General features: G+C 63.7%; 14 protein-coding genes. 7 read left to right on the top strand and 7 right to left on the bottom strand.

Annotation, left to right across the window (positions count from 1 at the left end):
• Positions 1-3 precede the first annotated feature (3 nt).
• The gene (locus ACR0MM_RS06430) at positions 4-648 is read right to left on the bottom strand and encodes an NUDIX hydrolase (protein ID WP_480695070.1); all 645 of its coding nucleotides are present in this window, start codon (positions 646-648) and stop codon (positions 4-6) included.
• Between the two features lie 5 nt (positions 649-653).
• Positions 654-1,232 (bottom strand): GcrA family cell cycle regulator, encoded by a 579-nt coding sequence (locus tag ACR0MM_RS06425; RefSeq protein WP_480695068.1) that lies wholly within the window; start codon positions 1,230-1,232, stop codon positions 654-656.
• A gap of 126 nt (positions 1,233-1,358) precedes the next feature.
• On the opposite strand from ACR0MM_RS06425, the gene ACR0MM_RS06420 reads away from it, so the two are divergent.
• Positions 1,359-2,162, top strand: coding sequence for an ABC transporter permease (locus tag ACR0MM_RS06420; protein WP_170337564.1), 804 nt, complete (start codon positions 1,359-1,361; stop codon positions 2,160-2,162).
• On the opposite strand, the gene ACR0MM_RS06415 is transcribed toward ACR0MM_RS06420, so the two are convergent.
• Together ACR0MM_RS06415 and ACR0MM_RS06410 are read right to left on the bottom strand one after the other, a co-directional pair.
• Positions 2,159-3,394 (bottom strand): MFS transporter, encoded by a 1,236-nt coding sequence (locus ACR0MM_RS06415; RefSeq protein ID WP_480695066.1) that lies wholly within the window; start codon positions 3,392-3,394, stop codon positions 2,159-2,161. The genes ACR0MM_RS06420 and ACR0MM_RS06415 overlap by 4 nt on opposite strands.
• Positions 3,395-3,500: 106 nt before the next feature.
• Positions 3,501-4,385 (bottom strand): DMT family transporter, encoded by an 885-nt coding sequence (locus ACR0MM_RS06410; RefSeq protein WP_170370860.1) that lies wholly within the window; start codon positions 4,383-4,385, stop codon positions 3,501-3,503.
• Positions 4,386-4,691: 306 nt separating this feature from the next.
• Between ACR0MM_RS06410 and ACR0MM_RS06405 the strand changes: the two genes are divergently transcribed.
• From ACR0MM_RS06405 to ACR0MM_RS06395, 3 genes are all read left to right on the top strand, one after another.
• Positions 4,692-5,879 carry an acetylornithine transaminase gene (locus ACR0MM_RS06405; protein ID WP_480695063.1) on the top strand — a complete coding sequence of 396 codons (1,188 nt, stop codon included), beginning with the start codon at positions 4,692-4,694 and terminating at the stop codon, positions 5,877-5,879.
• Positions 5,880-5,946: 67 nt separating this feature from the next.
• On the top strand, positions 5,947-6,873 hold the full coding sequence (gene argF, locus ACR0MM_RS06400; protein ID WP_170337993.1) for an ornithine carbamoyltransferase: 927 nt from the start codon (positions 5,947-5,949) through the stop codon (positions 6,871-6,873).
• A gap of 57 nt (positions 6,874-6,930) precedes the next feature.
• Entirely contained in the window at positions 6,931-7,275 is a 345-nt protein-coding gene (locus ACR0MM_RS06395) for a 5-carboxymethyl-2-hydroxymuconate Delta-isomerase (protein WP_170337995.1), read from the top strand.
• A gap of 14 nt (positions 7,276-7,289) precedes the next feature.
• Here ACR0MM_RS06395 and ACR0MM_RS06390 read toward each other — a convergent pair whose 3' ends face one another.
• Both ACR0MM_RS06390 and ACR0MM_RS06385 read right to left on the bottom strand, forming a co-directional pair.
• The gene (locus ACR0MM_RS06390; protein ID WP_170362983.1) at positions 7,290-7,895 is read right to left on the bottom strand and encodes a ferric reductase-like transmembrane domain-containing protein; all 606 of its coding nucleotides are present in this window, start codon (positions 7,893-7,895) and stop codon (positions 7,290-7,292) included.
• Positions 7,896-7,900: 5 nt separating this feature from the next.
• Positions 7,901-8,389: a twin-arginine translocation pathway signal gene (locus ACR0MM_RS06385; RefSeq protein WP_480695061.1), complete on the bottom strand. Its 489-nt coding sequence runs from the start codon at positions 8,387-8,389 to the stop codon at positions 7,901-7,903.
• Between the two features lie 205 nt (positions 8,390-8,594).
• On the opposite strand from ACR0MM_RS06385, the gene ACR0MM_RS06380 reads away from it, so the two are divergent.
• The 3 genes from ACR0MM_RS06380 to ACR0MM_RS06370 all read left to right on the top strand — a co-directional run bounded on the left by ACR0MM_RS06380 (position 8,595) and on the right by ACR0MM_RS06370 (position 11,576).
• Positions 8,595-9,437 (top strand): phytanoyl-CoA dioxygenase family protein, encoded by an 843-nt coding sequence (locus ACR0MM_RS06380; RefSeq protein ID WP_480695059.1) that lies wholly within the window; start codon positions 8,595-8,597, stop codon positions 9,435-9,437.
• 102 nt (positions 9,438-9,539) lie between these two features.
• Entirely contained in the window at positions 9,540-10,502 is a 963-nt protein-coding gene (locus tag ACR0MM_RS06375; RefSeq protein ID WP_222457025.1) for a pirin family protein, read from the top strand.
• A 78-nt stretch (positions 10,503-10,580) separates the two neighbouring features.
• Positions 10,581-11,576 carry a 2-dehydropantoate 2-reductase gene (locus ACR0MM_RS06370; protein ID WP_480695057.1) on the top strand — a complete coding sequence of 332 codons (996 nt, stop codon included), beginning with the start codon at positions 10,581-10,583 and terminating at the stop codon, positions 11,574-11,576.
• Here the strand turns inward: ACR0MM_RS06370 and ACR0MM_RS06365 are convergent.
• Entirely contained in the window at positions 11,573-12,028 is a 456-nt protein-coding gene (locus tag ACR0MM_RS06365) for an NUDIX hydrolase (RefSeq protein WP_480695055.1), read from the bottom strand. The two genes, ACR0MM_RS06370 and ACR0MM_RS06365, sit on opposite strands and share 4 nt — an antisense overlap.
• Positions 12,029-12,092 lie beyond the last annotated feature (64 nt).

The following is a 12,092-nucleotide window of genomic DNA, read 5'->3' as shown; positions in this document are numbered from 1 at the left end:
CGGTCAGTCAAACATCGCCGGGCTGGGTGACTTGCCGTTCGCTTGAAACGCATCGTGGATGTCTTTTTCCAGATTGCGTGTCAGGGACAGGTCCGGCAACGCATCCGGGGCGAAGAACGCCGCTTCGCTGGTTTCGGGGCCCGGGGTCGGGGCGGCGACATCCAAAGGGCTACACAGGAAGAACAGTTTGTAGAAGTCCCGTGGATCTGCCGGGTAGGGATGCCGTGCCTTGTGGCGTACGGAATAGAGTGTCTGCGCCGTGACACGCAGACCGGCTTCCTCCAAGACTTCGCGTTCGATGTTCTCCGACGGAGAGCTGCCGATATCGGCAAAACCGCCAGGCATCGCCCACAACCCGTCGCTGCGTTCCCGTACCAGCAGGATACCGCCGTTGCGAATTACGGCGGCGCGGATGTCGATGCTGGGTGTTGCGTATCCGCCCGCGTGGGCAGGCATCGCCATTTCGATCTTTGGCAAAGGCACCCGACCCAGGTCGGCCAGCATCGCGCGGGCCATTCCGGCGATCTCGTCATAACGTTCGCGGTCGAACGGATCGGTGGTGAAATGCTGGCCGGTTTCGGCCAGCGCCAAAAGCCGTTTGGCCCGGGCCAGCCAGGTATCCTCCATCGCTGTCGGATCCTGGCGCATGGGCCTCAGCGCCGCCGGTCGCGGCGCGAGCTCATGGGTTGGAAGGCGACGCCCACATGCGCCTCGCAATAGGGTTTGCCCGGCTCGGCCGGCAGACCGCAGAACCAGAAATCATCCGTGGCCGGATCGCCCACGGGCCATTTGCAGGTCTTCTCGGTCAGTTCCATCAGGGTCAGCTTCTTGGCCTTCTTCTCGACCTCGTTGACCTTGGCCAGTGCCTCGGGGCTGATCTCATTGGCCGAGGGCTGCGGCGGCAGCGGCTGGCCGGCCGGAATGATCTGGCGGCGCGGCGGCGTGGCCGGCTTTGCCTCGGCGGCCGGCGCGGCTGCTGCGGGGCGGGCCGGTTCGGTCTTGGGGGCGGGTTTGGGCTTGGCCTCGGCCTTGGGCGCGGGGGCCGGCTTTTCCCTGGGCTCGGCCTTGGCCGGTGCGGCGCCGGTGGTACGGTTCGACAGGCCCAGGCGATGGACCTTGCCGATCACCGCATTGCGGGTGACCCCGCCCAGTTCCTTGGCGATCTGGCTGGCCGACTGGCCTTCGCCCCACATTTTCTTGAGCAGTTCAACGCGCTCGTCTGTCCAGGACATGGGTAGCCTTTCAAAAGCGGGAAAGCGGCCTCGGTCACGGGCCGCCTTCGGAATTCGTCTCAGCGCCCTATTCTAATCACTGCGGGCCGAGTTACAAGCGGTCATCGAATCAGATTGGGGGCAGGAATGCAGAATCTCGCGGATCAGGACATGCGCCGTTTCGGAGCGGTCAACTGGATGGGGTTGTGGACATTGGCCCAGCGCGAAACCCTGCGCTTCCTGGCGGTCTGGACGCAGACCCTGCTGGCGCCTCTGGTCACAGCGGGCCTGTTCCTGCTGATCTTCAACATCGCCGTCGGCCCAGGGCGACCGGATGTGATGGGCGTGCCGTTCCTGACATTCCTGGCGCCCGGGATCATGATGATGACGGTGATTCAGAACGCCTTTGCCAACACTTCGTCCTCGATGGTGATCTCGAAAGTGCAGGGCAACATCGTGGACACGCTGATGCCGCCGTTGTCCCCACTCGAGATCTTGCTGGGCTATCTGGCGGGCGGCATCGCACGGGGTGTGCTGATCGCGTTGATGCTGGCCGCTGCGCTGGCGCTTGGCTTGGGGCTGATGCCGCAGCATCCCGTGCTGGCCTTGGTTTTTGTCATTCTTGGGGGTGCGTTCATGGGCGCGCTGGGCCTGCTGGCAGGGGTTTTTGCCAACAAGTTCGATCAGATGGCCGCAATCACCAACTTCATCGTTACCCCGCTGGCGTTTCTGTCCGGCACCTTCTACTCGGTCGACGCGTTGCCGCCGTTGCTGAACAGGATCAGTCACGTGAACCCCGTTTTCTACCTGATCGACGGATTGCGATACGGCATGATCGGAGTGTCGGACAGCAACCCTATGTTGGGGATGGCCGTCTGTTTGCTGTCGACCCTGCTGATCTGCGCCGTCATATGGCAAATGCTGCGGACCGGTTACCGTTTGAAGGCCTAGGCAGCTTCGGACAACGAACCGGGCTGCAGCGGCACGCGAGGGCGTCCCAGCCGCGGGTGCAGTCGTGCGGCCACGGACCAGGCTCCCAGCATTGCAAGCCCACCTGCCGCAAAAACACCAGCCACCGGTGTCGCCAGCAACACCAAGGCGGCAACGCCCGGTGTCAGAATTCCCGAAACATCGCGATAGCTGGAATAGATTGCAGACATCTCTGTCCGCTCGGACGGCTTCACCGCCATCAGGAATGGCAGACCGGCACATATGTCCAGCACGATCAACCAGATTGACCCCATGACCAGTGCGACGACCGATGCCACCGGCCAGCCCGAGAGAAATGCAGCCAACAGAAAACATGTGGCGCAGGCGGCAAAGCCTGTTCGCACGGCGCTGCGCAGTGACCGGTTCTGGACCCAGCGCAGAATCAGGGGGGCAGCAAACAGCATGGCGTTCGTGGCGGACAAAAGCGTGCCGCCCAATTGCTCACCCAACCCGTTTTCGATGGCGAAAATCGGAAGGTAGACCACATAGATCCACCAGCCACAGGACCGGATCATGGCAAACAGATACCCGGCCACCAGCCGCGGTTGGGCAAAGAACCGTCGCAGAAATGACAGCGGATTCTTCGTCGCACCTCTGGCCTTGGTAATCAGTTTGCCGTTGCCCAGACGCATGGCCCAGAACATGATCAGCATCCCAGTGGCGGCGGCCGCGCTGATGACGAAAGGGGCAGGGGCCCATAATTCCATCAGCATCACGCCTGCCATCGGCCCCGCTGTCCAACCCAGCGCGCTGTAGAACATCCGGCTTGTTTCGCAGCGGCCGAGCTCGATCTTGCTGATGTAGTCCAAAACGTAGGCGTTGAAGCAGATGAAAGTAACCACCGCGGCCACGGTGTTCAGCGCAAGTGCCCCGATCACGGCCTCGGGGCTGCCGTCGATGGCCAGCAGAGCGCCGGTGATGAACATAACGCAGCCGGCTGTATAGGCCCATCGTCGCGGGACATAACGGATCAGGAACGGCACCATCAGTCCGGCCAATAACGAAACGAGGCCTACCAGAAAGTAAACGAGCGAGACGGACCCGGCGTCGCCCATGGCCCGGTACATCACCAAGGGGAATACGGAAATCAGGATGCCGCGAACCACGGCCTCGAACCCGGCAAGTATGCCGAACTTGCGAACGGAGGGCGCGGGCGCATGACGGACCCATTCCGGGATTCGGCGTTCGTGCATCGGGCAATCTCTCTAACCAACCGCATTCAGGGTGCGTCATGCGGTGTCGGTTTCATGAGAGTTTGCGACATCGGGGTCGCCTGCGGACAAGGCCGTAGAAAAAATTCTAGCGGCGTCTGGCTCGGGCCTCGCGCCAGACAAGGATCAGCGCTCCGGTCAAAATGACCCCTGAGCCCAGCAAACTGACCCAATCCGGAACGACCCGGAACACCGCAAAGTCATAAAGCGCGGCGAATATCAGCGTTGCATAGCTGATTGGCGCTACGAACGAGGCATCTGCCCGGGCCATTCCATTGACGAAGCAGGCCTGCGCGCAAGCCATCAGAAAACCAATGCCGGCCAAAGCCGCCCACTGAGCGGGCGATGGTGGCTGCCAGACGGTTGCGACCGCGATGCTGGCAATCGTCAAGCCCATGGCATTGTTGATGAGCAGGATCTGGATTGGGCTCTCGCGGCCAGACAGCTTTTTGATGAAGATCAATTCCATCCCGATCACTGCCGCCGCCGCCAAGGCAAGCAGAGCCGCGGGTTGAAAGCTGTCGGGGGTCGGGCGCAGCAGGATGATCGCCCCCGTCAAAGCCACCGCGGCCGCCAGCCAGCGCCAAGGCCCAACGGTCTCTTTCAGCAGAGGAATGGCCAGAACCATCGCGAAAACAGGGTTCAGAAACGATATCGCCGTGGCATCGGCTATGGGGATATAGGCGACCGACGCGAACATCAGAGTAATGCCAGTCCACCCGAAACTGGTGCGTCCGATATGCAGACCCCAATGCGGACGCCGTAGTTGGGGACGCAGGACGCCAACCGCGGCCACGATGACCACAAATGCGAACAGGAACCGGCCATGGCTGATTTGCATCGGGTGCAGGGGCGGGCCCAGTGTCTCGGTGCCCAGAGCTTTGGCCAGCAATGTCGTGCCCGCGATGAAAGCGCTGGCGCAGAAGATAAGTACGGCTGCCAGGGCAGGGTTGTGGGCTTGTGGTGAGAACATGGGCCATCGGTGCGCCAGCGTAAAAGAAATGACAAGCCCGAATTGCAAGGCGCCCGACCCGCGCCAGCAAAAAATCCATGTGCGGATACATTTTGCCTTTCCACACTGGGCTGGCCCCGCTATACGGGCGCCCATGATCAAACTCGCGCATATACTGCCGCTCCGACGCCGACGCATCACCGCGTAACCGGCCCGTTTGATCCTGCGCGCGCGACCCAAATCCGCGCATCTCTCACCAAATCTGTTGACGAACCCGGTCTCAGTGTTTCAGTCACTGGGTTCAAGTTTTCCAAAAAGGATGATCCGATGATCCCGTCCGTTCTGCCGACCTACAATCGTGCTCCGCTGACCTTCGTTAAGGGCGAAGGCGCCTGGCTGACCGAGGCGGACGGCCGACGTTTCCTTGATCTAGGCGCGGGGATTGCGGTGAATGCGCTGGGCCATGCCCACCCGGCACTGGTCGGGGCCTTGACTGAACAGGCGCACGCGCTGTGGCACGTGTCGAACCTGTACCAGATCCCGCAGCAGCAGGCGCTGGCCGACAAGCTGGTGGATCTGACCTTTGCCGACACGGTGTTCTTCACCAATTCGGGCACCGAGTCCTGCGAACTGGCGGTCAAGATGGCCCGCAAATACTTCTACGATCAGGGGCAACCCGAGCGGGTGGAGATCATCACGTTTGATGGGTCTTTCCATGGGCGTTCTTCAGCGGGCATCGCCGCTGCCGGGTCCGAGAAGATGATCAAGGGGTTCGGCCCGCTGCTGCCCGGGTTCGTGCATGTCGCCTTCGGCGATCTTGACGGTGTGACCAACGCGATCAGCGACAAGACCGCCGCGATCATGATCGAGCCGATCCAGGGCGAAGGCGGCATCCGCCCCGTCCCCGATGTCGAGCTCAAGGCCCTGCGCCAGATCTGCGACGACAACGGGCTGCTGCTGATCCTTGACGAGGTGCAATGCGGCGTCGGCCGGACCGGGAAACTCTTTGCCCATGAATGGGCGGGCATCACGCCCGACATCATGATGGTGGCCAAGGGTATCGGTGGCGGCTTTCCGCTGGGCGCGGTGCTGGCCACCGAAGCGGCCGCCAGCGGCATGACCGCAGGCACCCATGGGTCGACCTATGGTGGCAACCCGCTGGGCTGCGCGGTGGGCTGCGCGGTTCTGGACCATGTGGCGACCCCGGCCTTCCTGGACGGTGTCAACCGCAAGGCAGGGCTGCTGCGCCAAAAGCTCGAGGGCCTTGTCGCCGATCACCCCGACGTGTTCGAAGAGGTCCGCGGATCCGGCCTGATGCTGGGCCTGAAATGCAAGGCGTCCAACGCCGATGTTGTCGCGGCCGGTTATGAAAACGAAGTCATCACCGTGCCCGCAGCCGACAACGTGATCCGCCTGCTGCCGCCGCTGACCCTGACCGAGGATGACATTGCCCAGGCCCAGATCCGCCTCGAGAAAACCGCCCGGCAGGTCCAGGGCCAACTCGCCTCGGCCTGACGCCCCCTATTCCCGAATGCGCCGGGGGCGGTGCCCCCGGCAACCGACAGTAAAAAAGCGAACCGACATGAACCATTTCCTTGATATCCACAAAACCGACGCCGCCGCGCTGCGGTCGATGATCGATCAGGCCGGCGCGATGAAGCAGGCCCGGTTGGGCCGCCCTAAGGCCGCACCCGACGATGAACAGCCGCTGGCCGGCCGCATGGTCGCGCTGATCTTCGAAAAACCATCAACCCGGACCCGCGTTTCGTTCGATGTAGGCGTGCGCCAGATGGGCGGTCAGACCATGGTGCTGTCGGGCAAGGACATGCAGCTGGGCCATGGCGAGACCATCGCCGACACCGCCCGCGTGCTGTCGCGCTATGTCGACATGATCATGATCCGCACCTTTGACGAAACCATCCTGACCGAGATGGCCGAATACTCGGACGTGCCGGTGATCAACGGCCTGACCGACCGCACCCATCCCTGCCAGATCATGGCCGACGTGCTGACCTATGAAGAACACCGCGGCCCCATCGACGGGAAAAAGGTGGTCTGGACGGGTGACGGCAACAATGTCTGCGCCTCGTTCCTGCACGCGGCGGGCCAGTTCGGCTTTGACCTGACCTTCACCGGCCCCGCCCAGTTCGATCCCGAGGAAGAGTTCATGGGTTTCGCCCGCCAGAAGGGCTCGAAGATCGTGGTCGAACGCGACCCGTACAAGGCCGTCGATGGCGCTGATCTGGTTGTGGCCGACACCTGGGTTTCGATGCACGATTCCCAATCCGCGAAGGAACGCCGGCACAACCTGCTGCGGCCCTATCAGGTCAACGCGGAGCTCATGTCCCATGCCAAACCCGACGCCCTGTTCATGCACTGCCTGCCCGCCCACCGCGAGGAGGAAGCGACCTCCGAGGTGATGGATGGGCCGAACTCGGTGATCTTTGACGAGGCCGAAAACCGCCTGCATGCGCAGAAGGCGGTAATGCGCTGGTGTTTGGGGGTCTGAAGCCCCCTCAGACATTCAATGGGAGCCACTGGTTCTCTTTCGTTCTTGGAGGCTCCCATGCCGCACGTCGTCTTGGAATTTTCAGCCGGACTTGAGCAATCGCATGATTTTCAAGCCATATGCGAAGAACTCTATAGGGTCCTCGCCGCGCATGAGGAGTTTGACGCACCAACGCTCAAAATCCGCGCGATGCCGATCCCATATTCCTTCATCGGGACCGAGCCGCAGACCTTCATCCATGCCTCTCTGTTGCTGATGCAGGGACGGGATGAACGGACGCGAGCCGAGCTGAACGCGATCATTCTGGATGTTCTGGCCGCCGCGGCGCCGAAGGTCGGCAACATTACCGTACGGGATGTAGAGATGAACCGCGCCACCTATGCCAAGCGCCTGGCGACCTGACGTGCGCCCGTCGCTTAACCCCGCGGTTTCACGACCCAGACCTGCAATCTGATCAACGCCCCGACGCAGGCGAATAATACAAGCCCGCACAATGTGGCCTTGGTGACGGTTTCCATTGCGCCCTCGATCAGCAGGGCATGAACGACCGTGCCCAGGATGGTCACCAGCGCAAGACTGGCATGGGCCAACCGCCAGGGGCGGAACCGCCATCCCAGCCGGCTGCGCAGCGCGGCCAGCGCCGCGGCGGCGAACGCTGCCCACATGGCCGCCACGCCCCAGGCCGAGAACGAGGTAGGCGACCGGAACAGCATGGCATCCACCACGTCCGGGGGGCTGGTGATCCACAACCCGCCCACATGCAGGGCAATCATGGCGATCAGGGCGATGCCGACCCAGCGGTGCACCATTCGGCTGTTCATCGCGGTCAGCCCCGGCAACATGCGCGCAGCCAGCAGCGGCTGTACCAGCAGCAATCCCAACCCGATGACTCCGGCAAAGCCCGCAGCGATGTAGATTGGGCTGCGCCAGGCCAGATACGGGCTGAACCCCGCCACCACCACGGGCACCGCAACGGCCGCGATCAACGCCAGCCAGACCGCAAGGACGCCCGGGTGCGGCACGTGGTTCAGACCGGTTGCAGAACGAAATGCGCGGCGAGGGTCTTGTCGCGCGCACTGGACATGATCGGGCGCAGGAAGACGGTCTCGAATTCGCCGCTGTCATAGGCCAGATGTCCATGCGGCTGACCAAAGGCCGGCACGATCTGCGGCATCTCCAGCCGGAATTCTCCGTTCGCATCGGTCAGGGTGGCACCGTGGCTTTGCGGGTCGCGCTCGTGGCCTTCTGTGGTATGCGCCCAGATCTGGATGCGCTGACCTGGCAGGGGTGCGCCGTCGCTGGCCTGCCGAACGGTGCCGGTCATCCAGAAGCCGCCGCCGCCGATCCGGTCGACGATCGGCGCGCCCGGGCGGTAGTTGTTCGATCCGCCTCGCATCGACGGGGTCGGCGCCAACCCACTGGCCCGCGCAGGCAGAATCAGCCCGCTGCCGGCCGTGGCAACCAACGCCGTGCCGGCCACCAACATGGTTCTTCGGTTCAGTGAATCTCCGGGCATCGAAACCTCTCCTGTGCTGACCCGGCAGCTGTTCCAACCGCCACAGTGGAAGCATAGCACGATCACGGCTCATTCCGAGCGTTCCGGGCAAAATCCGGCCAACCAGCGAACGAAAGCGCGTGGAATGGACCGAGGCGGCAAAAGTCTTTGACGCCTGCGCCTTTCAGGTGCGATCCTTCTGGTTGCGTCACCAAGGGGGAAGCCGATGACAGATGCGAGCCTGCTGACCAAGGATGAAATCACCGCCTTCCGCCGCGACGGCGCGGTGGTGTTGCGCCAGAAATTCAGCGCGGACTGGCTGGAGTTGCTGCGCGCGGGCATCGACGCCGATCTGCAAACCCCGACCGAGAACTTCACCCGCCACACCAAGGACCCGGACGCGCCCGCCTATCTCGAGGATTACTGGGCGTGGAGCAAGATCCCACAGTTCGAGGAATTCGTCCGCAACTCGCCCTGTGCGCCAATCGCTTCCGAATTGCTGGGCGCCGCGCCGATCAATCTGGTGATGGACAACTGGTTCCTGCGCGAGGCCGGATCGACCTCTCGCCCGCCATTCCATCAGGACCTGTCCTATTTCGATTTCGAAGGCTCGATGTGCGTGCTGTGGCTGCCGCTTGAACCGGTCAGCAAGGACAACGGGATCGCCTTCGTGCGCGGCTCGCACCTGTGGGACAAGCTGTTCATGCGGGTGCGGTTCGCCGACGGGCACCCCAGCTATGAACCCACGCAGGTTGCAGGCCGCACCTATCACCCGCCACCGGACGTGAATACCGATCCCGGCGCCTATGACCTGCTGCAATGGGACATGGATCTGGGCGATTGCGTCTATTTCGACATGCGCACGCTGCACGGGGGGCTGTCCTCGGTCACGCCCACGGAAACCGTGCGCCGCTTCACCCTGCGCATGACCGGGCCGGACGGGGTGATCCGGTATCGCGGCGATTGGGCCAAGGAGGAGCGGGCGCAATTTGAGGCCGCCGGCTATGCCGAGGGCGACCGGATCTCCGGCCCGTTTTTCCCGCAACTCTGGCCCCGCGCTCAGGGCTGATCCGGGGCGCAGCCTGTCTGTGCGCTGATGCACTTTGTCCGCTGGTATTTTGCGCTAGATTGGCAAGAGTGAACATCCCGCCGCACCGGATTGGAGGCCGACATGAGCTGGAACCCCACCCACAGCCCCGAATGCGTCAGCGAAGGTTCGGCGCTGGAAACCCTGATCATCCCGCGCGCCCGCGATCTGGGCGGGTTCGAGGTGCGCCGCGCGCTGCCCTCGGTCAAGCGACAGTTGGTCGGGCCCTTCATCTTCTTCGATCAGATGGGTCCGGCCGAGTTCATCACAGATGGCGGCATCGACGTTCGCCCGCATCCGCATATCGGGCTGGGCACGGTCACCTACCTGTACCAGGGCGAATTTGAACATCGCGACAGCCTCGGCACACATCAGATGATCTATCCCGGCGAGGTCAACTGGATGGTCGCGGGCCGCGGCGTCACCCATTCCGAACGCACCAGCGCCGAAACCCGCGCCAAGCGGCACAGCCTGTTCGGCATCCAGACCTGGATCGCGCTGCCCGAAGCGCACGAAGACATGGCCCCCGATTTCGAACATCACAAGCAGGGCGCGTTGCCGCATATCCAGGATGCCGGTGTCAGCGCCCGGCTGATCCTCGGCTCGGCCTATGGGGAAACCAGCCCGGTCACGATGCTGTCTGAAATCTTCTATCTGGACGTGCAACTGGATCCCGGCGCCGCGTTTCCGCTGCCCGACGATCATGAGGATCGGGGCGTCTACGTCACCCAGGGCTCGGTCGAGATCGCGGGTGACCGGTTCGAGGAAGGCCGCATGATGGTCTTCCGCCCGGGTGACCGCCTGTCGGTGACTGCCGGGCCGGCGGGGGCGCGGCTGATGCTGCTGGGCGGGGCCACGATGAATGAGGATCGGTATATCTGGTGGAACTTCGTCTCGTCTTCGAAGGACAAGATCGAAACGGCGATCCGCGAATGGAAATCCGCCGATTGGGCCAACGGTGCCTTCCACCTGCCGCCGGGGGACGAGGACGAGTTCATACCAATCACCCCGGAGCTGGAACGCACCAAACCCCGGCGCGCGCGCTGAACGCGACGTCAGCGCCCGCCCGGCTTGCCCGCCCGCGCGATCCCGGCGATCCTTGACGGCAAACGGGAAGGGGACGGCATGAAACTGGTGATCGCGGGCGCGGGCAGCATCGGATGCTATTGCGGGGGGCTGCTGGCCTATGCCGGCCACCACGTCACGCTGCTGGGCCGGGCGCGGGTGCTGGACCCGATCCGGCAGAACGGGCTGACCGCGACCGACTATTCGGGCCTGCGCAAAACGATCCCCGCCGACCGTCTGACCCTGTCCGATGACCCTGCCTGCCTGTCCGACGCCGATCTGGTTCTGGTCACGGTGAAAACCGGCGCCACCGCCGAGATGGCCCGCCTGATCGCCGCGCACGCCCCGGCCGCGGCCCCGGTCATTTCGTGGCAGAACGGTATGGAAAACGCGCGCACCCTGCGCACCGCGCTGCCTGGGCGGGACGTACGCGCCGGGATGGTGCCGTTCAACGTGGTGCCTGCCGGTCCGGCCACCTGGCATCGCGCGACATCCGGCGACATCGTGATCCAGTCCGGCCCCGGCGCGCTGGCCCGCCGCTTGTCCTCGCCCGATCTGCCCGTCACCGAAACCGACGGGATCGAGGCGGTGCAATGGGGCAAGCTGGTCATCAACCTCAACAATGCTCTGAACGCGCTGTCGGGCCTGACCCTGCGCGAACAGCTATTGAACCGCGACTGGCGCCGCCTGATGGCCGATCAGATGGCCGAGGCGCTGGCGGTTCTGGCCGCCTCCGGGCATCCCGTGGCCTCGACCACGCCGCTGCCGGCCTGGATGACGCCGCATATCCTGCGCCTGCCCACGCCGCTGTTTTCGCGCATCGCGGCGCGGATGCTGACGATCGACCCCGCCGCGCGCACCTCGATGGCCTATGATCTGGATGCCGGTCGTCCGACCGAAATCGACAGCCTGCAGGGCGAGATCATCCGGCTGGGCCGCGAAACCGGCACACCGACCCCGATCTGTGACCGGGTGGCCAGGCTGATCACACGGGGCGAGACCGGTCCGCTGACCCCGGATCAGATCCGGGCAGGGCGGAGCAGTGCCGGCGGTTAGATCCGCAACAGCAGCTTTTTCAGCTCTGGTTCATGCACGCGTTCGGACGCCTCTTGCGGCGAGACCCACTCGCGGGTGCGTTCGTGCATTTCGGGAAACTCATCGGCGAGGTCGGTGACTCGCAGCCGATAGACCGTGGTGCAGACCGGATCGATCGCGCCGCTTTTGCGGACCTTGCCGTAGCAGTAGCTGCCGACCGGCTCTGGATCGATCTCGGCGTTGCGCACGCCGGCCTCTTCCCAGGCCTCCTGCTCTGCCGCCTCGGCCCCGATCAGCCCGTCAATCGGCCAGCCCTTGGGGATGATCCACCGCCCGGTGTCGCGGCTGGTAACCAGCAGCACCTGCGTATCTGAGCCATCGCCACGGGTACACAGCGCCGCGAACTGCACGAGGCGCGGACGCTGAAACAGGGGTTTCAAGACCCCCTCCCAGAATTTGTGCAGCCATGTCATTGCGGGTGCCTGCCGTTTTTTTGTTGTTCTGCCTTCCAGACGGCGAGAGATATCAATCTGACAG

The organism is Ruegeria sp. BC6 (assembly GCF_056539185.1).
The sequence above is the reverse complement of the archived record's forward strand: the minus strand, read 5'-3'. Positions and strand labels throughout refer to the sequence as shown.